This is a genomic window from Leisingera aquimarina DSM 24565, assembly GCF_000473165.1.
Taxonomy (GTDB): domain Bacteria; phylum Pseudomonadota; class Alphaproteobacteria; order Rhodobacterales; family Rhodobacteraceae; genus Leisingera; species Leisingera aquimarina.
Genome location: NZ_KI421504.1, coordinates 3,770,662 through 3,792,689, shown reverse-complemented (window position 1 = coordinate 3,792,689; position 22,028 = coordinate 3,770,662). Strand labels below are relative to the sequence as shown.

Sequence of the window (22,028 nt, the reverse complement as noted above, 5' to 3'; positions counted from 1 at the left end):
AGCGGCGCAGGGCCCAACGGGCGCGGCTCATGTGTCATGAGCCAAGCGACGGGCGGGAGAAGACCCGCCTGCCGCACAAAACCTCAGACCAGCCGCGAAGTCTCCTTGGCGGCGCGGACGAAATCGTCAAACAACGGGTGCGGCGCAAAGGGCTTGGATTTCAGTTCCGGGTGGAATTGCACGCCGATGAACCACGGATGGTCTTTCCATTCCACAATTTCCGGCAGGCGGCCGTCCGGCGACATGCCCGAGAAGTTCAGCCCGCATTCTTCCAGCTTCTCGCGGTATTTGATGTCCACCTCATAGCGGTGGCGATGGCGTTCTTCGATATGGGTGCTGCCATAGGCGCCGGCCACTTTGGACCCTTCGGCCAGCGCCGCGTCATAGGCGCCCAGACGCATTGTGCCGCCCTTGTCGTCATCCGCCTTGCGGCTGACCTTGTGGTTGCCCTGTACCCATTCCTTCAGGTGATAGACCACCGGCTCGAACCGTTTCTTGCCGGCCTCGTGGTCGAATTCTTCCGAACCGGCCTCGGTGATGCCCGCCACATTGCGGGCGGCCTCGATCACGGCCATCTGCATGCCAAGGCAGATGCCCAGGTAGGGGACGTCGTTTTCCCGCGCATACTGCGCTGCCTTGATCTTGCCCTCGGTGCCGCGCTCGCCAAAGCCGCCGGGCACCAGGATTGCATGGTAGCCCTGTAGATAGGGAGCGGCGTCTTCCTTGTCGAACAGCTCGGCATCGACCCATTCGATCTTCACCTTCACCCGGTTTGACATGCCGCCGTGGGTCAGCGCCTCGGCGATGGATTTATAGGCGTCTTCCAGCTGGGTGTATTTGCCGACAATGGCCACCTTCACTTCGCCTTCGGGGTTGTAGATGCGGTCTGCCACATCTTCCCAGCGGGCCAGGTTCGGCTTGGGGGCAGGGGAGATGCCGAAGGCATCCAGAACCGCCTGATCCATGCCTTCGCGGTGATAGGCCAGCGGCGCCTCGTAGATGGATTTCAGATCCTGCGCGGCAATCACGCTGTCGGGGCGCACGTTGCAGAACAGAGCCAGCTTTTCGCGCTCTTTCTTCGGGATCGGCCCTTCGGAACGGCAGACCAGAATGTCCGGTGCCAGCCCGATCGAGCGCAGCTCCTTGACCGAGTGCTGGGTCGGTTTGGTCTTCAGCTCGCCGGACGCCTTGATATAGGGCAGCAGGGTCAGGTGCATGAACAAGCACTGGCCGCGCGGCTTGTCCTGGGCGAACTGGCGGATGGCTTCAAAGAAGGGCAGCCCTTCGATGTCGCCGACGGTGCCGCCGATTTCACACAGCATGAAGTCGACCTCATCCTCGCCGATGGAGATGAAGTCTTTGATCTCGTTGGTGACATGCGGAATGACCTGGATGGTCTTGCCCAGGTAGTCGCCGCGGCGCTCTTTCTCCAGCACGTTGGTATAGATCCGGCCTGACGAGATCGAGTCGCTCTTGCGCGCAGGCACCCCGGTGAACCGTTCGTAGTGGCCCAGGTCCAGGTCGGTCTCGGCGCCATCGTCCGTGACAAAGACTTCGCCGTGTTCAAACGGGCTCATGGTGCCAGGATCGACGTTCAGATAGGGGTCCAGCTTGCGCAGGCGGACCGAGTAGCCCCGCGCCTGCAGAAGGGCGCCAAGCGCGGCCGAAGCCAGGCCTTTGCCCAAGGATGAAACAACACCGCCGGTGATGAAGATAAAACGCGCCATATGTATTCGGCTGCCCCCGTGAGAAGTCAGATTTCAGCTGCCCGGCGGTGATTGGAATCACCCCAAAAACCGCAGCATCACGGGACTTCATATATAAAGGATTCGCGCAAACAACGCAAGGGAACCGCAAGATGCTGTTGCGGTTCCTAAAACCCTCTCAAGGTGTAGTGTGTCAGTCTGCGCTGGGAACCAGCGGAGCGTTGTCGCCTTCGCTTGGAGGCAGCAGATCGCTGCCCAGCGGTGCGGCCGGCGCATCGCCCTGCTCTTCGGCCTGCGGCACAGCCAGACGGTCGGTGACCGAGGCGCCTGCGGATTTCTGCGCGGCCATGATGGTCAGGGTGATCGAGGTGCAGATGAAGGCAATGGCCAGGATCCAGGTCAGCCGGCCAAGCGCGGTGGCTGCCGCGCGGCCGGAGACAGCACCGCCGCCGCCACCGCCCATGCCAAGGCCGCCGCCTTCGGAGCGCTGCAGCAGAACCACGGCAATAAGGCCGAGAGCCAAAAGAAGATGGATGATGAGAACAACGTTTTCCATGGGCCCCTGCGGCGGTTGGCTGAGTATCGGGCGGTAAATAGGCAAGAATGACCGGGGGGGCAAGGGCGGAGTTTGCTTCTTCAGGGGGCAGGTGCGTAACGTGCGGTCAGAGGTCCTGTGCGGTGCATTGTGACTGGACGCAAGCACTTGCGGCAGGGCAGAGTTTCTTCATGCCCCATGATCATCCGGACCACCCGCACGCCCTTTTGCCGCCCGATCCCGCCTTGCGGGTGAAGGCGCTGGAAACGATTCTCATCCAGAAGGGGTTGATTGATCCCGCCGCGCTGGAGGAGATCATTGATACCTATCAGAACAGGATCGGCCCGCAGAACGGCGCCCGCGTTGTTGCCCGCGCCTGGAGCGATCCGGAGTTCAAGGCGGCGCTGCTGGCGGATGCTGATCCGGTACTGGTAGAGCTTGGCTTCTATGGCCGTCAGGGTGAACATATGGTGGTGGTGGAGAACACGGCCCTGCAGCACAATATGGTCGTTTGCACCCTGTGCAGCTGTTACCCTTGGCCGCTTTTGGGTATTCCGCCGGGCTGGTACAAATCCGACGCCTACCGTGCCCGTGCGGTGCGTGAGCCGCGTAAAGTTCTGGCGGAATTTGGCGTGACCCTGCCCGAAGGGACGTCTGTGCGGGTCTGGGATTCGACGGCGGAGGTCCGTTATCTGGTGCTGCCGATGCGCCCTGAAGGCACCGAGGATCTGAACGAGGAAGACCTGGCCGCGCTGGTGACCCGCGACAGTATGATCGGCACGAGTCTGGCAAAGGTGCCGTCATGACCCGGGTGCATGACATGGGTGGACGATTCGGCGACGGACCGGTTGTGCCTGAAGCCGAAGACGCGCCGGTCTTTGCCGAGAACTGGCACGCCCGCGCCCTGGCGGTGACGCTGGCCTGCGGCGCGCTGGGGCAGTGGAACATCGACACCTCCCGCCATGCCCGCGAGCGGCTGTCGCCCAAAGATTACACACGGTTTTCCTATTACGAGAAATGGATCTCGGCGCTGGCGGATCTGCTGGTTGAGAAGGGCGTGCTGACGCGCGAAGACCTGCAAGGGCAGGGCGCTGCGGGACTGCATGCGCTGGCGGAGCGGGCCTTGAAGGCCGATGCTGTTGCCGCTGCGCTGGCCAAGGGCGGACCGGCAAGCCGCGAGGGCGGGCCGAAGCCGAGGTTTCATCCGGGGCAGGCGGTGCGGGTGCGAATCCCTGCTGACAGCGCGCTGGTGGATGGCGGCCACACCCGGCTGCCGCAGTACGCCGCCGGGGCGCATGGCTATATCCTGTGGCTGCATGGCACCCATGTGCTGCCGGACAGCAGCGCGCATGGTTTGGGCGAAGCGCCGGAGCCGCTTTATGCAGTGCGCTTTGCCGCGCGCACGCTGTGGGCGCACGCCGAACATCCCGAAGACGAAGTGGTCTTGGACCTGTGGCAAAGCTATCTGGAGCCGTTATGAGCAGCTGTCCCGAGGCGGCTGCGCCGGAGCCGGTCTTTTCCGAGCCTTGGCATGCGCAGGTCTTTGCGCTGACGGTGCATCTGAATGAAGCCGGACGGTTTACATGGAGCGCGTGGGTGGAGCGGTTCTCGGCCACTTTGCGGCGCCACGGCCTTAGCCGCGAGCTGGATGGCGGAGAGGATTACTTTCGCGCCTGGCTGGAAACGCTGGAGATGTTTCTGGCCGAGGAGGGCGCGGCGTCGCCTGCCGAGGCGGAGGTGATGCGCAGCCGCTGGGAGGCGGCCTATCTGTCGACCCCGCATGGCGCGCCGGTCCGGCTAAGCGATTGACCGCGCAGCAGGTTCTGCCGGCGGGGCCATCCGGTTGGGCGGTGTGACGTGTCTTTCTTCGCCTGTTTGAGCGCTGATCCGGATAAGGATGGCGGCGGCGCCGGGTGGAATTGGACAGACCCTCTCGGGACCTGCTCGGACAGGATTTCCTGAGCGACCCCCATTTTTATCAGGGCCGGTCTACGGGTATTGCCCAGGCAGCCTCACAGATGCCTGGGCCTTGTATCATGGCGCCGCGCGCGGCGCCATGGCGGGTGATCTCGATCAGCTCGCTGTCTGGCATAGGGGCGTGAGGATGGCGTGAAAGGGGCGTGCGCTAGTTGCGCAACACCCTGCGGTGTGCCGCGTTGTTGGCTTGATGCTGAGGGCGGGCGCCTGCCCGCGGGGTGGCGCTGCAACGGCTGTGTATGGCAATTTATCCATGCAACGTCCGAACAAGCCGGCAAGGGCGAACCGCCCTCTCGAAAGCGCCAGCCCGGAGGGGCGGGCAGACGTTCGCCCGGCGCCTGCGGCTTGATTCCGGGCGGGGAAGGCGCTGTGCCCTGTGAATTAGCGCCAACTGCGGCGAATTTGCGGTTCCACTGCTTGCGCAGCATCGCTATATGAGCGTGGGTTTGAACCAAGACTGTAAAGGACCGGATATGGCCAATGTCGTCGTAGTCGGCGCCCAGTGGGGCGACGAAGGGAAAGGCAAGATCGTGGATTGGCTGAGCGAGCGTGCAGACGTCATCGCGCGCTTCCAGGGCGGCCACAACGCCGGCCATACGCTGGTCATTGACGGCAAGGTCTACAAGCTGCACGCGCTGCCTTCGGGCGTGGTGCGAGGCGGCAAGCTGTCGGTCATCGGCAATGGTGTGGTGCTGGACCCCTGGCACCTGATGAAAGAGATCGCCACGGTTCAGGCGCAGGGTGTTGAGATCACTCCGGAAACCCTGATGGTTGCGGAAAACACACCGCTGATCCTGCCGCTGCATGGCGAATTGGACCGGGCGCGCGAAGAGGCAGCCTCGAAAGGCACCAAGATCGGCACCACCGGCCGCGGCATTGGCCCGTGTTACGAGGACAAAGTGGGCCGCCGTGCGATCCGTGTGGCCGATCTGGCCGATGAGGCGACGCTGATTGCCCGCGTTGACCGCGCGCTGCAGCATCATGATCCGCTGCGCAAGGGACTGGGTGTTGAGGCAGTTGACCGTGATGCACTCATTGAGCAGCTGAAAGAGATCGCACCGAAAATCCTGCCCTATGCCGCACCGGTCTGGAAAGTGCTGAACGAGAAGCGCAAGGCGGGCAAGCGGATCCTGTTTGAGGGTGCACAGGGCGCGCTTTTGGACATTGATTTCGGAACCTATCCGTTTGTGACCTCGTCGAACGTGATTGCGGGCCAGGCGGCAACCGGCGTGGGCATCGGGCCGGGTTCGATCGACTATGTGCTGGGCATTGTGAAGGCCTATACCACCCGTGTGGGCGAAGGCCCGTTCCCGACTGAACTGCTGGATGCGGACGGCAAGCCGGATGCGGATGGCGACCGGCTGGGCACCCGCGGCCATGAGTTCGGCACCACCACCGGCCGCCAGCGCCGCTGCGGCTGGTTTGATGCCTGCCTGGTGCGCCAGACCTGCGCCACCTCCGGCATCAACGGTATTTCGCTGACCAAGCTGGATGTGCTGGACGGGTTCGAGACCCTGAAGATCTGTGTGGGCTATGATCTGGACGGCGAACGCCTGGATTACCTGCCGACAGCTGCCGACAGCCAGGCTCGCTGCACGCCGGTCTACGAGGAAATGCCCGGCTGGAGCGAGAGCACCGAAGGCGCGCGCAGCTGGAATGACCTGCCGGCCAATGCGATCAAATACGTGAAACGCGTGGAAGAGCTGATCGAATGCCCGGTAGCCCTGCTGTCCACCAGCCCGGAGCGGGACGACACCATTCTGGTGACCGATCCCTTTGCCGACTGATGGCTGAGGGAAATGGTCTGAGCTACAAGGCCCGGCGGCGCTGGGCGCTGGTGATCCTGCTGGTCGGGATGCCGGTTTACATCGTGGCTGCGGTCACGGTGATGAACTGGCTGGATCGGCCGCCACTGTGGCTGGAGCTGCTGATTTATGTGGCGCTGGGGGTAGTCTGGGTGCTGCCGTTCAAGTTTGTGTTCCGCGGCGTCGGCAAGGAAGATCCCGACGCGGATCAGAAATAAGGATGGGCGCTGCCCCTCTTGACCTGGCGGTCAATTCACCCCGAGGTATTTGAGACCAGAAAGAAGCGGCTTTGGTTCTGGAAATGAAAAAGGCGGCCTCGCGGGGCCGCCTTTTCTGTTAGTCCTGCCCGGGATCAGCCCGCGGCGCGTTTGCCGGGCTTGAAGCCGATGTCGCCGGAGGCGGTGAACTGGCCGTTGCCGGAGCGTTCGATCTTGCCGTCGCGCAAGAGCTGGCCGAAAGACCGCAGCCCGTCTTCGCGGTTGAAGTCGCTGCTGCCGGCGCTGCGCACCTTGCTCATCAGTTGCGGGCGCGAGAAGTGGTCGCGGCCTTCGACAAAGCTCATGTAGGCGGCTGCCGCTTCCAGCAGCTCCTGCAGTTCTGCGGCGCCGCGTTCGGCGGCGTAGGAGGCAAAACCGCTGCTGCCGCCGTCGCTCTCATCGCCCAGAACCGCAGCCGAGACCCGGCGCGGGCGCACCGGCTGCTGCGGAGTGCTGCCTTCGTCAATGCGCTGTTCAGCCACCAGTTTCAGCGGAGCCGGGCGGGAGGCCGGGCTGGCCGGGCGTTCCGAGGCGTTCGAACGGGGTTCCGGGCGGCGCGGGCGGACCACGCTGGCCAGGTCTTCGCGGTAAGGCTTGGCGCCATCGCTGCCGGCGGTGCCGCCTGCGGAGCCTTCGGCCTTGGTAGCGGCGACAGCGCCGCGCAGCTGGCTGTAGGCCTCGCGGGAAGAGGCGGTGTCCGGATCCTCGAGTTTTTCGTCGGCGGCGGCCATCAGCCGGGAGACATCGCTGTCCGCCAGGCTGGCTGCTGTGGCCTGGGCCGGGGACTCCCCGGCGGCGGCGGGCGTTCCGGCGGCGTTCTGACCCTCGGAAGCGGCCAGAATTTCTGCCTCCACCTCTGCCAGTTCGCGCATCAGGTCGGCTTCGTCTTCCTCCGACAGCGGCGGCTGCCCGTGCGCGGGGGCTTCGCTGGCTTTGGTCTCCTCCAGCCGACCGGACGCGACGGCCTTGTCAAAGTCGGCGCGTTTCACCTTGGTAATGCGCACGCGCGCCGGACGGGCCGGGGCAGGTTTGGCAGCGGCCGCTTCGTCCTCGGTGCTGCCGGCCAGGAGGTTTTCGGGGCTGCGGGTGTCTGTGGTTTCTGCGGAGTCCGCAGCAGCCGGCGCGATGTCTTCATCCTGCAGGCCGGCAAACAGGCTGTCGCTGCCTTGTGCCGGGTCACCGCTTGCAGAGCCGGCGGCCCCGGTGTTCAGGTCCAGGCGGTCCAGTGCCTTGGCGATTGCATCGTCGCCTTCATCTGCGAAGTCCGGTGCGCCGTCGCCGTCATCCTCCAGCAGCGCGTTGGAGATGTCCTCGGCGGCGCTTTCCAGCACGTCGTCGGCATGTTCGTCTTCAGTGAAGTCTTCGTCCGGGGTCTGTGCCACCACCGCACGGATGCGCTGCAGTTTGGCGGCGATGCTGTCGGCGGCGGGGGCGGCAGCCGGGGCTTCTGCCTCGACCGGTTCTGCCTCGTTCAGATGTTCTTCTGCTTCTGCTTCCGCCTCCGCTTCGGTGAGCCCGGTCTCGGCTTCGGTAACTTCGAGCAGTTCAACGGCGGGGGCCGGTTCTTCTTCGCTTGCGGTTCCCAGCACAGCGGCGATGGTTTCTTCGGCTTCGGCTTCGGCTTCGGCTTCGGCTTCGGCTTCGGCTTCGGCTTCGGCTTCGGCTTCGGTGATGACGTCCGCAGTTTCTTCTGCTTCGGCCTCAGTCTTTGCCGCGGCTTCCTCGATCTCTGTTGCTGCGGCCTGGGCTTCCTCTGCGACGGCTTCGGCGGCGGAATTGGAGGCTTCGGCAGCAATCGTGTCTGCCGCTGCGGTTTCCTCTGCGGCGGCTTCGGGCACGGCAGGTTCTGCTGGTTTCTCTGCCGGGGCGGGTTGTGCTGCAACCGGTTCCGCGGCTGGTGCCGGAGCAGGGGCTTCAGCTGTAGCGGCACCAAGCGCCGGGGTGGCGGCGCGCAGGTGAATGCCGCCGTCGCTGGTGCGGGCCTCAACCTGGCGGGCGATCTCGCGCTGGGCGATCCGTGCCAGCATGTCGGCGTCAGGCTGAGGCGGTTCGGCGCCAAAGTAGCGGTCATCGGAGGCCAGGTCGCGGAAATACTCGGCAATGGCCTTCATTGTGCCGAAGGAATCCTCAAACCCTTCCAAAGTGCAGGAAAAGGTTCCATAGGATACGGTCAAGACTTTGTTGTTATGTACCATCAGCTCGCTCGTCTTCGTCACATCAGTTGTCATTTACCATATTGGCTTGAAGGACCAATTTTGCTCGAATCCGTGCAATTGATCGTATCATTTTGTGTTCACATTGTGACTTGTTTCCGAAACTGCCAGGAATGCGCCCCATGAACCGTCTGATTGTTGATGTATCGGAACCAATCACCCTGGTTGGCGGCGGTGAGCTTGGATCCGGCGATCTGGAGGAGGCGCTGGCACTGGCGCCGGTGCTTGTGGCGGCCGATGGCGGGGCTGCTGCGGCACTGGCCGCGGGGCATGTGCCAAGCGCGGTGATCGGTGATTTCGACTCGCTGGCAGAGGATGCGCGCGCGCAGCTGCCGCCGGGCAACTTGTTTCCGGTGGCGGAGCAGGACAGCACCGATTTCGATAAGGCCTTGCGGTCTGTTGCAGCGCCGGTGGTGCTGGCGGTGGGGTTTCTGGGCGCGCGGGTGGATCATCAGCTGGCGGCGTTCAACACGCTGGTGCAGGGGCATGACACGCCGTGTGTGCTGATTGGCGGGACCGAGGTGATTTTCCACCTGACCCATGCAGTTGAACTGCCTGCGGAGGCGGGGGAGGTGATTTCGCTCTTTCCGATGCAGGCGGTGACGGGGCGGTCCGACGGGCTGGAGTGGCCCATTGACGGCCTGCAGATGTCGCCGATGGGGCGGATCGGCACGTCGAACCGGGCCTTGGGGCCGGTGCGGCTGGTGCCGGAGGGGCCGGGGCTGCTGGCGATTGTGCCGCGGCGGCTGCTGCCGGATGTGATGGCTGCGGTCAGGCGGGGTTGATGCGTTCTTCAGTTTCAGAGGCCTTGCGCTCGCGCATCACTGCATAAAGGCCCGCGCTGATGGTCAGGAGGATGCCGAAGGCTGCCAGCATGTTCGGGAGTTCCGCAAAGATCAGCCAGCCGAAGAATACCGCCACCGGGATTTCCAGGTATTGCATCGAGGCAAGGGTGGAGGTGGGGGCAAAGCGCAGGCTCCAGGTCATCATCAGATGCGCCACGGTGCCAAGGGCGCCCGCGGCGGCCAGCAGGCTCCAGGTGTCTTGCGGCGGCGGGCTGGCGGAGAGGGCAGGCAGGCTGATGGCATCGCCGATCAGGAACACCGGCGCGAGCAGCACCGTGCCCATGGCGCCGGCCACGGCCTGCAGCGAGATCGGGTCAGTTTCCTTGGCGATCTTGCGGGTGACCAGCATAAAGAGGGCAAAGATCACCGCCACCAACAGCGGCCAGAGCGCGTTCCAGCCGACGGCGGCAAAGCTGGGCTGGATCACCAGCAGGGTGCCGGCGAAGCCGACAACGCAGGCGCCGAGGCGGCGCAGGCCGACCTGTTCCTTCAGCACGTATTTGCCAAGGAGCAGCATCAGGAAGGGCATCACAAAGGCAATCGCCACCGCGTCGGCCAAGGGCAAGTAGCGGAAGGCGGTGAACATCGCGGCGATGCCGCCCATTTGCAGCAGGGTCCGCAGGAACAGCAGCGGCGCCACCCGGCGCGACAGGCTGAGCGGCAGCCGCATGGCCAGCGCCAGGGGCAGCAGGAGTGCGGCCTGGGCGGCAAAACGGATGAAGACGATTTGTGCGACCGGCACCCGGTTGGTCAGCAGTTTGGCGATAGCGTCGCCAAGCGGGATCACCATGCAGAAACCCAGCATCAGGGCAATGCCGAGGAGGGGGCGGTCCTGTGTCATGGCGCCACGCTAGGCCTGCGAGATGTGCGGCGCAAGCGGGAGTTGCTGGCAAAAGACGGAACGCAGTGTCTGTTTGGGCCGTGTCGCGCAGCGGCACGGCCCGCGCCTGACCTTCCCCGCGGGAAGGCGCTTTTGCGCCCTCCCAAGGTCAGGCACGGGCCTTGTGTTGCGTTAGTTTACCCAATTCAGCAGTTCGGCACGTTCACCGCCAGGCCGCCGAGCGAGGTTTCCTTATACTTGTCATGCATGTCGGCGCCGGTCTGGCGCATGGTCTCGATGCAGGCATCCAGCGGCACAAAGTGCTGGCCGTCGCCGCGCAGAGCGAGGGATGCGGCGGAGACGGCCTTGATCGCTGCCAGGCCGTTGCGCTCAATGCAGGGGACCTGCACCAGGCCCTTCACCGGATCGCAGGTCATGCCGAGGTGATGCTCCAGTGCGATTTCGGCGGCGTTCTCGACCTGTTCAGGCGTGCCGCCCATCACGGCGCAGAGGCCCGCTGCGGACATGGCGGCGGCCGAGCCGACCTCGGCCTGGCAGCCGGCTTCGGCGCCCGAGATCGATGCGTTGTATTTGACTAGGCCGGCAATCGCGGCGGCGGTCAGCAGGAAATCCTCCACATGGGTCTCGGACGCACCTGGTACATGGTCGAGGTAATAGCGGATCACTGCAGGCAGGGTGCCGGCCGCGCCATTGGTGGGGGCGGTCACGACCTGGCCGCCGGCCGCGTTTTCCTCGTTCACCGCCATCGCATAGACGCTCATCCAGTCGTTGATGGTGTGCGGCGCTGTCAGGTTCATGCCGCGTTCGGCCATCAGCGCGTCATGGATGCCCTTGGCGCGGCGGCGCACGTTGAGGCCGCCGGGCAGGATGCCATCGCGCTCCAGCCCGCGGTTGATGCAGTCGTTCATCACCTGCCAGATGCGGGCGGTGCCCTTGGCGAGGCTGTCCTCGCAGCCGCGGGCGATCTCATTGGCGCGCTTCATGTCCGCGACGGATTTGCCGCTGGATTTCGCCATTTCCAGCATCTCGGCGGCGGACTTGAACGGGAAGGGGACCGGGTCGCCTTCGTCGGTTGCCTTGCCCTGGGCCAGTTCTTCCTCGGTGACGACAAAGCCGCCGCCGATCGAGTAGTAGACCTGTTTCAGGATCACGTCGCCCTGGGCGTCAGTGGCCATCAGGATCATACCGTTGGAATGGCCCGGCAGCGCATGATCATAGTCGAAGATCATGTCGGCCTTGGGGTCGAAGCGCAGTTCGCCCAGCCCCTCGGGGTGCATGGTATGGGTCTTGTCTAGCTCCGCCAGGAAGGCCTCGGCCTTGGCGTCATCATAGTCATGGGCGACAAAGCCGCCGAGGCCGAGGATGGTGGCGCGGTCGGTGGCGTGGCCGACGCCGGTGAAGGCAAGCGAGCCGTGCAGCGAGGCGCGCAGACCGTGGAATTCAAACGGCGAGGCGCGCATCAGGTCGAGGAAGCGCGCGGCGGCGACCATCGGCCCCATGGTGTGCGAGGAGGACGGGCCGATGCCCACTTTGAACATGTCGAAAACGGAGAGGAACATCAGGTGGCTGATCCTTCTGGGGGATTGGCGTAGGCCGGGAATGTGAACGGGGTGGCGCCGAGGCCCTCGGCCTCGCACGCTTTGGCAACGGCGGGGCGGTGTTCGAGCCCGGCGCAGAGGCGCTGCAGGCTGGGGTAGTCTCCGGTACGGAACCAGGATCTGTCCGCATCGGCAGGGTAAAGCCCCATCCAGCGCATCTGGCAGGCCAGGTAGTAGTCCAGCACCGACGGTTGCGGCGCGCCGAGCCAGGCAGGCCGTTCTGCGGCGGCGCGGTCGAGACTGGTCAGATGCTGATGCAGCCGCTGACGGATGACGGACTGCAGCTGGGCCTGCTGGGCGCGGTCATCACCGATGTATTTTTGCGGATAGAACAGCATCCGCAGATCAGCATGCAAGGTGTTGGAGGCAAAGAACAGCCATTTCAGGAATGGCGCGTAATCCGCGGACCCTGCTGCCGGGGCCATCGCCCCATGCCGGCCGGACAGCCACAGCAGGATGGCGGCGGTTTCAAACACCGGGCCATCGGGTGTTTCAAGCACCGGGATCAGCCCGCTCGGATTAAGCGCCAGGTATTCGGCGCTGCGCTGTGCCTTTGCCTTGCGGTCGACGAGAGCGGTGTCAAACGGCTGGCCAAGCTCCTCCAGCACCAGCCGGATGACCAGTGAAGCATTGTCGGGGGCGTAGTGCAGGCGGTATTCGGGTTTCATGACGCAATATTATGACGCAGACGCCCGGAATACGTGTTCGTTTCCGGCGTTTCCAATAGGAAACCCGCCTTTGTGATGCATGTTTCGCTGCCGGCGCGCCGGAGGGGGGGTCCTGTCTGCGCTTCAGGTGGCTATTGCCGCCGGGCGGTGCAGACAAAATGGGTGAGCGACATGAAGAATCTGCCCTCGGCGGCCAGTTCCTGCTGTTCTTGTGCCCAGGCGGCGGCATCGTCGGGGTCGGTGGAGCCGATGTCCACCGCAAAGGCGCGGATCAGCTGGATCATCATCGCTGCCAGCCCGTCCGGGCGCAGGGTGGTGTCGCAGACGGCAAGCGGCTTCACTTGCTGGACTTCGAACCCGCAGCTGCGCATTTCGAACGGCAGTTTTGCAGGCAGATCGCGCACGGCCATGTGGCGGCTCCAGGCCTCCAGCATCCGGTTCATGCGGGTGGTATTGTCGCTGTGCCAGGCCAGGGTGTCCCAATGCATGTCACCAACCACCAGCCGCCCGCCGGGCTTCAACGCCTTATGCAAGGCGCGCAGAGCCGGGCGGCGGTCGGTCAAATACTCGAACACTTGCAGCGAAACGGCTTTGTCAAAGCTTTCCGGTTCAAACGGCAGCCGGGCAGCATCGCCCTCGGCCAGAGTGGTATTGGCGCGCCCCTCCAGGCGGTTGCGGGCGGCGGCCAGCATGTCGGGGCTGGCGTCCAACCCGGTCACATGGCCTGCGGGGCCGACAGCGCGGGCCAGTTCCAGCGTCAGCAGCCCGTTGCCGCAGCCCAGATCCAGGATGCGGTCGCCGGGCTCGGGCGTCAGCGCGTCGAAACTGGTCCGCCGCCGCTGCGACACATCAGCGCCCTGATAGGCATCTTCCAGCACGCGGGCGGTGTCTTCGTCGAATTGCAGCATGGTTTTGATCCCCCGAGTTGAAAACCAATAGCCCGGCCGCCGCGCATTTCCAGCCGCGGCGCCGGAATCCGCTGCAAGCCCCCTCGCACAGAGGCGGCAAACCGCTTATAACCGCAGCAAACGCGTATTCATGGAGTCACCTGATGACCGGAGAGCTGTCGCCCATCGACAAGGCGAAATTTGTTGCTGCCAAACGGGCGGCTGAAATGGTTGAGGATGGTATGCGGGTTGGTCTTGGCACCGGCTCCACCGCCGCCTGGCTGGTGCGCTGCCTGGGCGAGATGGTGAGCCGCGACGGGCTGAAGATCACTGCAGTGCCGACCTCCAGCCGCACCGCCGCGCTGGCACGGGACGTGGGCATCAATGTGGTGTCGCTGGACGAGGCCAAATGGCTGGACATGACCATCGACGGCGCGGATGAATTCGACGCCGATCTGAACCTGATCAAGGGCGGCGGCGGCGCGCATCTGCAGGAGAAGATCGTGGCCACCGCCTCGGACCAGATGGTGGTGATTGCGGATGCCAGCAAGTCGGTTGAGACCCTGGGTGCCTTCCCGCTGCCGGTTGAGGTGCTGCCATTCGGCTGGCAGAGCAGCCAGGCGCTGATTGAGGAGACCCTGGTGTCGATGGATGTGATGGGCCGCACCACGACGCTGCGGATGAACGGTGATGCGCCGTTTGTGACCGACGAGGGCAATTACATTCTTGATCTGCATCTGAAACGTATCGGCAATGCCCGCCAGCTGGCGCTGGTGATGAACCAGATCCCCGGGGTGATCGAGAACGGGCTGTTCATCGACATCTGCGACACAGTGGTGATCGGTTTCGGCGACGGAAGGGTCGAGGTGCGCGATATCAACGAAGGCACGGTTGAGAAGGACAAGCTGGACTTTGTCGAGAACGACAACCTGTTCACCGATCTGCAGGATTGATCGGTCTTTGCCCGGCCGGCAGGCCGGGCAGCGCCTTAACCGCAATGATGGTTTTCTGCCTCACAACCCCGCGTGTTTGTGCAGCAAAAGGTTGAAAGCGGCTGAATAACGCCCACTTGGGCATATGGCGTTTGGTGGTCCGTTATGGGATACACCTGCACAAGACATGCAAAGGGCGGAAATTCATGAGCTTTGATTACGATCTGTTTGTCATCGGCGGCGGCTCGGGCGGGGTGCGCGCCGCGCGCGTTGCGGCACAGGAAGGCGTCAAGGTGGCGCTGGCCGAAGAGGACCGCTATGGCGGCACTTGTGTGATCCGCGGCTGCGTGCCGAAGAAGCTGATGGTTTTTGCCTCGGAATATTCCGGCATGGTTGAGGACGCCCGGGCCTATGGTTGGGATATCAAGGCAGGCGCCTTCAACTGGGATACTTTCAAGGGCAAGCTGCACAGCGAGCTGGACCGGCTGGAAGGCATTTACCGCAACATATTGAAGAACAACGGTGTTGAGAGCTTTGACCAGCGCGCCAAGCTGGCCGATGCGCACACCGTTGAGCTGGCCGATGGCACTCGCAAGACGGCCAAGCATATTCTGGTCGCGACCGGCGGCTGGCCGACCGTGCCGGAATTTCCGGGCTCGGAGCTGGCGATCACCTCGAACGAGATTTTCCACCTGGATACGCTGCCCGAAAGCCTGCTGATTGTCGGCGGCGGTTATATCGCGTCTGAATTTGCGGGCATCATGAATGGCTTGGGCGTCAGGACCACGCAATTCTACCGCGGCCCGCAGATCCTGCGCGGCTTTGACGAGGAAGCGCGCGGCGTGATCGCAGAAGGCATGGTGGAGGCCGGCGTGGACCTGCAGCTGAACACCAATGTCACGGAAATGCGCGCCGAGGGCGGCAAGATCCGGGTGACTGATACGCACGGCAATGAACATGTGTTCGACAAGGTGATGTATGCCACGGGCCGCGCGCCCAATGCGGACAATCTGGGGCTTGAAAACATCGGCGTCGAGCGCGGCAAGGGCGGCGCCATCATGGTCGATGCCTACAGCCAGACCGGCGTGCCGTCAGTCTTTGCGGTGGGTGATGTGACCGACCGGGTGAATCTGACGCCGGTGGCGATCCGCGAAGGCATGGCCTTTGTCGAAACAGTGTTCAAAGGCAACCCGACCAGCCCCGACCACGAGCTGATCCCGACGGCGATCTTCACCCAGCCGGAAATGGGCACTGTGGGCCTGAGCGAAGAAGACGCGGTCAAGCAGGAAGCGATCGAGGTTTATGCGGCCTCCTTCAAGCCGATGCAGCAGGCCTTTGCGGGCCGGGCCCAGAAAGTGCTGATGAAGCTGGTGGTGTCAAAAGCCACGCGCAAGGTGCTGGGCTGCCACATTGTCGCACCGGGTGCCGGAGAGATGATCCAGCTGGCCGGAATTGCCGTAAAGATGGGGGCAACCAAGGAAGATTTCGACCGCACGGTTGCGGTCCACCCGACAATGTCGGAAGAGTTGGTAACGCTGAAGACTCCGGTGCGCACGACCTGATCGGGCGGACCGGCAACAATTTAGACCTCATGCCGCCCATTGTGAAACATTCATGGGCGGCAGCAAACGGATAGGAGACAAATGGCGGGCAATAGCGGTGGCCCATGGGGGGGCGGTGGCTCCTCTGGCGGCGGAGGAGGCAACCGGGGCAATAACGGCGGCAACAATGGCGGCGGCGGCGGCCGCAAGCCGGAGGACCCCCAGATCCCCGAGATTGACGAACTGGTGAAGAAAGGCCAGGAGCAGCTGCGCGTCCTGATGGGCGGGCGCGGCGGTTCCGGCGGACGGGGCGGCCGGGGCGGCGGCTCTGGCGGCAACGGGCCGCTGTTCACCAAGGGCACATTGGGGCTGGCCGTTGTTGCGGCAGCTGTGCTGTGGGGCTTTGCCAGCTTTTACACCGTGAAGCCGGAAGAACAGTCGGTTGAGCTGTTCCTGGGGGAGTATTCCTCGACCGGGCAGCCGGGCCTGAACTTTGCGCCCTGGCCGCTGGTGACCAAGGAAATTCTGCCGGTGACCCGTGAACAGACCGAAGACATCGGTGTTGGCGGCGGCCGCGGCTCGGAAGCCGGGCTGATGCTGACCGGGGACGAGAATATTGTGGACATCGATTTCCAGGTGGTCTGGAACATCAACGATCCGGCGAAGTTCCTGTTCAACCTGCGCGACGCCCGCACCACCATCCGGGCGGTGTCGGAATCGGCGATGCGCGAGATTATCGCCCAGTCCGAACTGGCGCCGATCCTGAACCGGGACCGGGGTGCGATTGCCTCGCGGCTGCAGGAGCTGATCCAATTCACGCTGGACGACTATGACAGCGGTATCAACATCATCCGCGTCAACTTTGACAAGGCCGACCCGCCCGCGTCAGTGATTGCGGCCTTCCGTGATGTTCAGGCTGCGGAACAGGAACGCGACCGGCGTCAGAACGAAGCGGACGCCTATGCCAACAATGCGCTGGCTGAAGCTCGCGGCCAGGCTGCGGAGCTGCTGGAACGCGCCGAAGGCTACCGCGCCCGTGTGGTCAACGAAGCCCAGGGTGAGGCCAGCCGGTTCTCGGCGGTTCTGGCGGAGTATTCCAAAGCTCCCGAAGTCACCCGTAAGCGCCTGTATCTGGAAACCATGGAACAGGTTCTGGGCCGGGTCGACAAGATCATCCTCGATGAGCAATCCGGCGAAGGCCAGGGCGTCGTGCCTTACCTGCCGCTGAATGAACTGCGCCGCGGAGGAAGCAACTGATGCGTAAGACAACTCTTTTGCTGCCGGTGCTGGTGATCGCTGCCATCACCGCGCTGTCGTCGCTGTTCATTGTGGACGAGCGTGAAAAGGCGCTGGTGCTGCAGTTCGGCCGGGTGGTCTCGGTCAAGGAAGATCCGGGCCTGGCGTTCAAGATCCCGCTGATCCAGGAGGTGGTGCGCTATGACGACCGCATCCTGAGCCGCGATATCGACCCGCTGGAAATCACCCCGTCGGATGACCGCCGTCTGGTGGTTGACGCCTTTGCGCGCTACCGGATTGTGGATGTTAACCGGTTCCGTCAGGCGGTTGGTGCCGGCGGTATCGCCACTGCGGAAAACCGGCTGGATTCGATCCTGCGGGCGCAAACCCGCGAGATCCTCGGCTCGGTCAGCTCCAACGATATCCTGAGTTCCGACCGGGCGGCGCTGATGCTGCGGATCCGCAACGGCGCCATTGCCGATGCGCGTGCGCTGGGAATTGCCATCATCGACGTGCGGCTGAAACGCACCGACCTGCCGTCCGAGAACTTGGACGCGACGTTTGAGCGGATGCGGGCCGAGCGGGTGCGCGAAGCCACCGACGAGCGCGCCCGCGGTAACGAAGCCGCACAGCGGATCCGGGCGCAGGCCGACCGGACCGTGGTCGAGCTGGTGTCGGAAGCGCAGCGCGAGGCGGAGATCATCCGCGGTGAATCAGATGCCGAACGCAACGCGATCTTTGCCCAGGCTTATGGTGCGGACCCGGAGTTCTTTGAATTCTACCGCAGCCTCAACGCCTATGCGAATTCTCTGCTGGCAGGGAATTCCACCATGGTGCTGTCGCCGGACAACGAGTTTTTCAACTACCTGAAATCCTCGGACGGCAAGCCGGCTGGGCAGTAATGGGGTTCATCCTCCTGGCTCTTGGGCTGGTACTGATTGCAGAGGGGCTGGTGTACGCACTGGCCCCTTCGCTTGTGGAGCGGCTGCTGGAAATGCTGCGGGCCTTGAGCGAGGAGCAGCGCCGCAATGCGGGGCTGGCGGCGCTGGCGCTGGGTTTGATCCTGGTCTGGCTGGCGTTCAGGTTTGGCATCTGAGGCGCCGTTTCCCCCCCCCCAGATTTTCAGCGAAAACGTAATTTTTCCCTGCTAGGATGCCTGCAGCAGGACGCGCCCCCGCTGTTGCGGGCTGAAAACCCGGTCACAGCGGCTTTATTCCTTGCAACATTTGTTGCGGGGCGGGCGGAAGTTCCTACATTGGGTCCATAAGACTCCGCCCGGCTGTTCCGGTGTTGGCGCCGGTCAGGGGCGGACAAGAAGAATTAGAAGTGACTTAGAAGTGACAAGGAGTAGATCCGTGCAGCCACAGGCAATTGCAATTTCCGGCCGGGCAGGCGGCAGCAGCGCGATGATGCGCATGATCTGGCTTGCGGTGCTGAGCATGGCCGTCCTGCTGATGCAGGCAGTGGTCGCGATGGCGCGCCCCGAGAGCCTGGCGCCGCTGGCCGATCAGGTCAGCCCGGCGGTGGTCAACATAACCACCACCACTGTGGTCGAAGGCCGCACCGGCCCGCGGGGCATCGTGCCCGAAGGCTCGCCGTTTGAAGATTTCTTCCGCGAATTCCAGGACCGCAACGGCAATGGCAATGGCAACCGCCCGCGCCGGTCCTCGGCGCTGGGCTCGGGATTTGTGATTTCCGAGGACGGCTATATCGTTACCAACAACCACGTGATCGAAGGGGCCGATGAGATTGAGATCGAGTTCTTTCCCGGCGACGGCCAGCCCAAGGAGCTTTTGCCGGCCAAGGTGATCGGCACCGATCCTAACACCGATATCGCGCTGTTGAAGGTGCAGGCGCCGGCGCCGCTGAAATTCGTCAAGTTCGGTGACAGCGACACGGCGCGCGTCGGCGACTGGGTGGTCGCCATGGGCAATCCGCTGGGGCAGGGGTTCTCGGTTTCCGCAGGCATCGTGTCGGCGCGCAACCGCGAGCTTTCAGGCTCTTATGACGACTACATCCAGACCGATGCGGCGATCAACCGGGGCAACTCAGGTGGGCCGCTGTTCAATATGGATGGCGATGTGGTCGGCGTGAACACTGCGATCCTGTCGCCCAATGGCGGTTCCATCGGCATCGGTTTCTCTATGGCGTCCAATGTGGTGGTCAAGGTGGTCGACCAGCTGAAACAGTTCGGCGAGACCCGCCGCGGCTGGCTGGGTGTGAAGATCCAGGATGTGGATGCGGATCTGGCTGAGGCGATCGGCTTGGACAAGGCGCATGGCGCGCTGGTGACGGATGTCCCAGAAGGCCCCGCCAAAGAGGCCGGTGTGCTGGCGGGCGATGTGATCGTTAGTTTTGACGGCGGCGAGGTGAAGGACACCCGCGGCCTGGTGCGCCAGGTCGGCAATGCAGAGGTCGGCAAGACCGTGCGGCTGGTGGTTTACCGCGAAGGCAAGACTGAAACCCTGCGGGTGACCTTGGGCCGCCGCGAGGATGCCGAACGCGGGCCGTCCAGCCAGCAGAACGGTGATGGTGGATCCAGCCAGACGGAAAAGGAACTGCTGGGCCTGTCGGTCGGAGTTCTGACTGACCAGATGCGCGGTGAGCTTAGTGTAGGCGAAGATGTCGAAGGGCTGGCGATTCTTTCAGTGGATGAGACGTCGGAGGCCTGGGAAAAAGGCTTGCGCGCCGGCGATGTGATCACCGAGGCGGGCCAGGAAAAAGTCACCTCGATCAGCGAGCTGGAGACCCGCGTTGCCGAAGCCAAGGAGGCGGGCCGCAAGTCGTTGCTGCTGCTGGTGCGCCGCGGCGGCGAGCCGCGCTTTGTGGCGCTGAACCTGGCGGAGTAAGAGCCGTCAGGCAGAGTAAGAAAGAACAATTAAAGGCCGGGCATTCTCCCGGCCTTTTTTGCTTCCGCAGGGGGGCTATGCGCGTTTCATGAACAACACACCGCGACTGTCCTGTTCGGTGTGCCAGGCACCCGGTTCTGCGGCAAAAATCCGGCGGAAATCCTCTAGGTTGCCTTTTTCATCGGAAATCAGAACCCAGCCGCCCGGACGCAGATGCGGCAGGCTGCGGGCCAGGACCGCCCGCCGGTCCGGCGCGGCCAGCATGTGCAGGGTCCGGTCGAACAGCAGGATGTCATAGTCCTCCTGCGGCTCCCAAGCGGTGAGGTCGGCGGCAATGCCGGTGATGTCCAAGCCTTCCTGCGCGGCGGTGGCCAGCATGCCCTGGATGCCATGCGGGGACAGGTCCACGCCGGTCACCCGGTGGCCCAAGCGGGCGATGAACAACGCGTCCCGCCCCTGGCCGCAGCCGGCGTCCAGAACCTTTAATCTCTTGGTGGGCAGCCCGTTGAAAAAGGCGGTGAAGACCGTGGAGGGCGCGCCGAGCGCCTCAGGTGTTTCGCGGTAAAGCTTGTCGTAGTCATATGCCATGCGGGGCACAGTACCGGCCCGGTTCCAGGAAGGCTAAGTGAAATATTTCGTGAGGTCCCGGGGCCGGGGCGGGAGCCGGAAAAGGGAAGAGCCATGCGCTGGCGGGCACATGGCTCTTTGGGGACAGGCAGCCATTGGGATGGAACGGATAATGGCTGTCTGTATCCGGTTATCGCCAGCTGCGAGCGCGCGTTCTGTAACCCGGATTACAGAACAGGAATTTTCTTGCAGGTTTAGAACAGATTTCCGCGGGCAAGCGCCCTTAGATCGAGTCCGGCTCGGCCAGCACCGCCAGCTCGTCCCGGTCCAGGATCTGCACGCCGCCGCGGCTGATGCTGACCAGGCCGTTGCGCTTCCAGGCGGCCAGGGTTTTTGAAACCGCCTCGCGGGTGGCACCGACGAATTCAGCCAGCTCCGCTTGCGACAGCGCGACGCGGCCGTCGCGGCCTTCCGGTGCGAGATACAGCAGCTTGCGGGCCAGCCGCACCGGCATCGGCAGAAAGACCTGTTCGTTCAGCTGGGTGTTCATCCAGCGCATCCGCTGCCCCGCCAGCCGCAACAGGTCGGCAGCCAGATCCGGATGCTGGCGGATCTGTGCCAGCACATCGCCGCTGCGCAGCCGCAGCACCCGGCTGGGTTCGGCGGCGATGGCGGTAGCGGTGCGCTCCCCCGGATCGAACAGGGTGATCTCGCCGAACACCGCGCCGGGGCGCATCATGTCGAGCGACAGTTTGCGCCCCGAAGCAGACAGCACCGAAAACTCCAGCGCCCCCTCGGCAATTGCATAAAGCGCGTCGCCTGCATCGCCCTGTTCAAACAGAACTTCGCCCTGGTGCAGCTTTACTTCTGCGGCCTGGCTTTCCAGCATGCGCCTGAGCGGACCGGAGGCGCCGGAGAGAAAGCCGGTATCGGGCAGGCGGGTTGTCAGCATGGCCAAATCTCTTTGCGTCTGGTGCCCAGTCCGGCGGACCTTAGCAGAGGCATGGACACCGGGGAACCGGGGAGCTGAACCGGTTGGTTCAGCCCTCCACGGCGACCAGTCCCAGCTTGCGGGCGGAGGTGAGTGTCAGGGTGCCGCTGTCCAGCCCCAGCGGTGCCTGATAGCGTTGCACAGCCTTGCGGGTGGCGGCGTCCATCTGTCCGTGAAGGGGGCCGCGGTAGATCGCGCGGGCGGCCAAGGCGCGTTGGATTGTCCGGATAAAGTCCGGCGTCATCATTGCGGGGCAGGGGATTTCGATCCAGCGTTTCTGCCGCGGTTTTACGATTTGCTGGCGGGTCTCGGTGCGGAAGGCGGCGGGGCGGATGATCTGGCCGTTGCTGCCGGTTAGCGCCGGTTCTGCCAGGATCTGGCTGGTGACGGTCTCGATCACCGCGGGGGAGGTGTGCGTGCTCCAGCAGGTGCCGGGCGCCGCGCCGGGCGGGGCATAGCGGCCGGCGCGGGAAACGTCGCCGCCGGTCGACGGCTGGACACAGGCCGCCAGCAGTGCCAGCAGCAGCCCGGGCCAAAGCCGGCGGCTGATATCGAAAATGCTCGGCGTCATGCCCGCGTG

General features: G+C 64.0%; 22 protein-coding genes. 12 read left to right on the top strand and 10 right to left on the bottom strand.

Annotation, left to right across the window (positions count from 1 at the left end; all coding sequences use genetic code 11):
• Positions 1-83 precede the first annotated feature (83 nt).
• Positions 84-1,727 carry a CTP synthase gene (locus tag AQUI_RS0122990; RefSeq protein WP_027259622.1) on the bottom strand — a complete coding sequence of 548 codons (1,644 nt, stop codon included), beginning with the start codon at positions 1,725-1,727 and terminating at the stop codon, positions 84-86.
• A gap of 172 nt (positions 1,728-1,899) precedes the next feature.
• Positions 1,900-2,262 (bottom strand): preprotein translocase subunit SecG, encoded by a 363-nt coding sequence (gene secG / locus AQUI_RS0122985; RefSeq protein ID WP_027259621.1) that lies wholly within the window; start codon positions 2,260-2,262, stop codon positions 1,900-1,902.
• A 170-nt stretch (positions 2,263-2,432) separates the two neighbouring features.
• On the opposite strand from secG, the gene nthA reads away from it, so the two are divergent.
• The 5 genes from nthA to AQUI_RS0122960 all read left to right on the top strand — a co-directional run bounded on the left by nthA (position 2,433) and on the right by AQUI_RS0122960 (position 6,241).
• Positions 2,433-3,047 carry a nitrile hydratase subunit alpha gene (gene nthA / locus AQUI_RS0122980; RefSeq protein WP_027259620.1) on the top strand — a complete coding sequence of 205 codons (615 nt, stop codon included), beginning with the start codon at positions 2,433-2,435 and terminating at the stop codon, positions 3,045-3,047.
• On the top strand, positions 3,044-3,721 hold the full coding sequence (gene nthB, locus AQUI_RS0122975) for a nitrile hydratase subunit beta (protein WP_027259619.1): 678 nt from the start codon (positions 3,044-3,046) through the stop codon (positions 3,719-3,721). The genes nthA and nthB overlap by 4 nt, the downstream gene beginning before the upstream one ends.
• Positions 3,718-4,050 carry a nitrile hydratase accessory protein gene (locus AQUI_RS0122970; protein ID WP_027259618.1) on the top strand — a complete coding sequence of 111 codons (333 nt, stop codon included), beginning with the start codon at positions 3,718-3,720 and terminating at the stop codon, positions 4,048-4,050. Before nthB ends, AQUI_RS0122970 begins: the two co-directional genes overlap by 4 nt.
• A 641-nt stretch (positions 4,051-4,691) precedes the next feature.
• A complete protein-coding gene (locus AQUI_RS0122965) occupies positions 4,692-6,005 on the top strand; it encodes an adenylosuccinate synthase (RefSeq protein ID WP_027259617.1) in 1,314 nt (437 codons plus the stop codon).
• Complete coding sequence (locus tag AQUI_RS0122960; RefSeq protein WP_027259616.1) at positions 6,005-6,241, top strand: DUF2842 domain-containing protein; 237 nt, start codon at positions 6,005-6,007, stop codon at positions 6,239-6,241. Before AQUI_RS0122965 ends, AQUI_RS0122960 begins: the two co-directional genes overlap by 1 nt.
• Positions 6,242-6,375: 134 nt before the next feature.
• Here the strand turns inward: AQUI_RS0122960 and AQUI_RS31355 are convergent, their stop codons facing one another.
• Positions 6,376-8,496 (bottom strand): chemotaxis protein CheA, encoded by a 2,121-nt coding sequence (locus AQUI_RS31355; RefSeq protein ID WP_245596963.1) that lies wholly within the window; start codon positions 8,494-8,496, stop codon positions 6,376-6,378.
• A gap of 119 nt (positions 8,497-8,615) precedes the next feature.
• On the opposite strand from AQUI_RS31355, the gene AQUI_RS0122950 reads away from it, so the two are divergent.
• Positions 8,616-9,278, top strand: a complete 663-nt coding sequence (locus AQUI_RS0122950; protein WP_027259614.1) for a thiamine diphosphokinase — start codon at positions 8,616-8,618, stop codon at positions 9,276-9,278.
• On the opposite strand, the gene AQUI_RS0122945 is transcribed toward AQUI_RS0122950, so the two are convergent.
• The 4 genes from AQUI_RS0122945 to AQUI_RS0122930 all read right to left on the bottom strand — a co-directional run bounded on the left by AQUI_RS0122945 (position 9,265) and on the right by AQUI_RS0122930 (position 13,353).
• Complete coding sequence (locus AQUI_RS0122945; RefSeq protein WP_027259613.1) at positions 9,265-10,179, bottom strand: DMT family transporter; 915 nt, start codon at positions 10,177-10,179, stop codon at positions 9,265-9,267. The two genes, AQUI_RS0122950 and AQUI_RS0122945, sit on opposite strands and share 14 nt — an antisense overlap.
• A gap of 185 nt (positions 10,180-10,364) precedes the next feature.
• Positions 10,365-11,738 carry an L-serine ammonia-lyase gene (locus AQUI_RS0122940; RefSeq protein WP_027259612.1) on the bottom strand — a complete coding sequence of 458 codons (1,374 nt, stop codon included), beginning with the start codon at positions 11,736-11,738 and terminating at the stop codon, positions 10,365-10,367.
• Positions 11,738-12,445: a glutathione S-transferase family protein gene (locus AQUI_RS0122935; protein ID WP_027259611.1), complete on the bottom strand. Its 708-nt coding sequence runs from the start codon at positions 12,443-12,445 to the stop codon at positions 11,738-11,740. The genes AQUI_RS0122940 and AQUI_RS0122935 overlap by 1 nt, the downstream gene beginning before the upstream one ends.
• Before the next feature lie 131 nt (positions 12,446-12,576).
• On the bottom strand, positions 12,577-13,353 hold the full coding sequence (locus tag AQUI_RS0122930; RefSeq protein ID WP_027259610.1) for a methyltransferase domain-containing protein: 777 nt from the start codon (positions 13,351-13,353) through the stop codon (positions 12,577-12,579).
• A gap of 143 nt (positions 13,354-13,496) precedes the next feature.
• Between AQUI_RS0122930 and rpiA the strand changes: the two genes are divergently transcribed.
• From rpiA to AQUI_RS0122900, 6 genes are all read left to right on the top strand, one after another.
• A complete protein-coding gene (gene rpiA / locus AQUI_RS0122925; RefSeq protein WP_027259609.1) occupies positions 13,497-14,285 on the top strand; it encodes a ribose-5-phosphate isomerase RpiA in 789 nt (262 codons plus the stop codon).
• A gap of 185 nt (positions 14,286-14,470) precedes the next feature.
• Positions 14,471-15,826: a glutathione-disulfide reductase gene (gene gor, locus AQUI_RS0122920; protein WP_027259608.1), complete on the top strand. Its 1,356-nt coding sequence runs from the start codon at positions 14,471-14,473 to the stop codon at positions 15,824-15,826.
• An 81-nt stretch (positions 15,827-15,907) separates the two neighbouring features.
• Positions 15,908-17,062 (top strand): FtsH protease activity modulator HflK, encoded by a 1,155-nt coding sequence (hflK, locus tag AQUI_RS0122915; protein ID WP_027259607.1) that lies wholly within the window; start codon positions 15,908-15,910, stop codon positions 17,060-17,062.
• Positions 17,062-17,943: a protease modulator HflC gene (gene hflC / locus AQUI_RS0122910; RefSeq protein ID WP_027259606.1), complete on the top strand. Its 882-nt coding sequence runs from the start codon at positions 17,062-17,064 to the stop codon at positions 17,941-17,943. The genes hflK and hflC overlap by 1 nt, the downstream gene beginning before the upstream one ends.
• Positions 17,943-18,137 carry a DUF2065 domain-containing protein gene (locus tag AQUI_RS0122905; protein WP_027259605.1) on the top strand — a complete coding sequence of 65 codons (195 nt, stop codon included), beginning with the start codon at positions 17,943-17,945 and terminating at the stop codon, positions 18,135-18,137. Before hflC ends, AQUI_RS0122905 begins: the two co-directional genes overlap by 1 nt.
• A 259-nt stretch (positions 18,138-18,396) precedes the next feature.
• Positions 18,397-19,890: a Do family serine endopeptidase gene (locus AQUI_RS0122900; protein WP_027259604.1), complete on the top strand. Its 1,494-nt coding sequence runs from the start codon at positions 18,397-18,399 to the stop codon at positions 19,888-19,890.
• 75 nt (positions 19,891-19,965) lie between these two features.
• Here AQUI_RS0122900 and AQUI_RS29475 read toward each other — a convergent pair whose 3' ends face one another.
• From AQUI_RS29475 to AQUI_RS0122885, 3 genes are all read right to left on the bottom strand, one after another.
• On the bottom strand, positions 19,966-20,478 hold the full coding sequence (locus AQUI_RS29475; protein ID WP_051371966.1) for a class I SAM-dependent methyltransferase: 513 nt from the start codon (positions 20,476-20,478) through the stop codon (positions 19,966-19,968).
• 262 nt (positions 20,479-20,740) lie between these two features.
• The gene (locus tag AQUI_RS0122890; RefSeq protein WP_027259603.1) at positions 20,741-21,409 is read right to left on the bottom strand and encodes a Crp/Fnr family transcriptional regulator; all 669 of its coding nucleotides are present in this window, start codon (positions 21,407-21,409) and stop codon (positions 20,741-20,743) included.
• 88 nt (positions 21,410-21,497) lie between these two features.
• The gene (locus tag AQUI_RS0122885; RefSeq protein WP_027259602.1) at positions 21,498-22,019 is read right to left on the bottom strand and encodes a peptidoglycan-binding domain-containing protein; all 522 of its coding nucleotides are present in this window, start codon (positions 22,017-22,019) and stop codon (positions 21,498-21,500) included.
• Positions 22,020-22,028 lie beyond the last annotated feature (9 nt).

Coding starts and splice junctions, on each gene's coding strand:
- AQUI_RS0122990 (WP_027259622.1), bottom strand. CDS start 1,727: ATGGCGCGTTTTATCTTCATCACCGGCGGTGTTGTTTCATCCTTGGGC.
- secG (WP_027259621.1), bottom strand. CDS start 2,262: ATGGAAAACGTTGTTCTCATCATCCATCTTCTTTTGGCTCTCGGCCTT.
- nthA (WP_027259620.1), top strand. CDS start 2,433: ATGCCCCATGATCATCCGGACCACCCGCACGCCCTTTTGCCGCCCGAT.
- nthB (WP_027259619.1), top strand. CDS start 3,044: ATGACCCGGGTGCATGACATGGGTGGACGATTCGGCGACGGACCGGTT.
- AQUI_RS0122970 (WP_027259618.1), top strand. CDS start 3,718: ATGAGCAGCTGTCCCGAGGCGGCTGCGCCGGAGCCGGTCTTTTCCGAG.
- AQUI_RS0122965 (WP_027259617.1), top strand. CDS start 4,692: ATGGCCAATGTCGTCGTAGTCGGCGCCCAGTGGGGCGACGAAGGGAAA.
- AQUI_RS0122960 (WP_027259616.1), top strand. CDS start 6,005: ATGGCTGAGGGAAATGGTCTGAGCTACAAGGCCCGGCGGCGCTGGGCG.
- AQUI_RS0122950 (WP_027259614.1), top strand. CDS start 8,616: ATGAACCGTCTGATTGTTGATGTATCGGAACCAATCACCCTGGTTGGC.
- AQUI_RS0122945 (WP_027259613.1), bottom strand. CDS start 10,179: ATGACACAGGACCGCCCCCTCCTCGGCATTGCCCTGATGCTGGGTTTC.
- AQUI_RS0122940 (WP_027259612.1), bottom strand. CDS start 11,738: ATGTTCCTCTCCGTTTTCGACATGTTCAAAGTGGGCATCGGCCCGTCC.
- AQUI_RS0122935 (WP_027259611.1), bottom strand. CDS start 12,445: ATGAAACCCGAATACCGCCTGCACTACGCCCCCGACAATGCTTCACTG.
- AQUI_RS0122930 (WP_027259610.1), bottom strand. CDS start 13,353: ATGCTGCAATTCGACGAAGACACCGCCCGCGTGCTGGAAGATGCCTAT.
- rpiA (WP_027259609.1), top strand. CDS start 13,497: ATGACCGGAGAGCTGTCGCCCATCGACAAGGCGAAATTTGTTGCTGCC.
- gor (WP_027259608.1), top strand. CDS start 14,471: ATGAGCTTTGATTACGATCTGTTTGTCATCGGCGGCGGCTCGGGCGGG.
- hflK (WP_027259607.1), top strand. CDS start 15,908: ATGGCGGGCAATAGCGGTGGCCCATGGGGGGGCGGTGGCTCCTCTGGC.
- hflC (WP_027259606.1), top strand. CDS start 17,062: ATGCGTAAGACAACTCTTTTGCTGCCGGTGCTGGTGATCGCTGCCATC.
- AQUI_RS0122905 (WP_027259605.1), top strand. CDS start 17,943: ATGGGGTTCATCCTCCTGGCTCTTGGGCTGGTACTGATTGCAGAGGGG.
- AQUI_RS29475 (WP_051371966.1), bottom strand. CDS start 20,478: ATGGCATATGACTACGACAAGCTTTACCGCGAAACACCTGAGGCGCTC.
- AQUI_RS0122890 (WP_027259603.1), bottom strand. CDS start 21,409: ATGCTGACAACCCGCCTGCCCGATACCGGCTTTCTCTCCGGCGCCTCC.
- AQUI_RS0122885 (WP_027259602.1), bottom strand. CDS start 22,019: ATGACGCCGAGCATTTTCGATATCAGCCGCCGGCTTTGGCCCGGGCTG.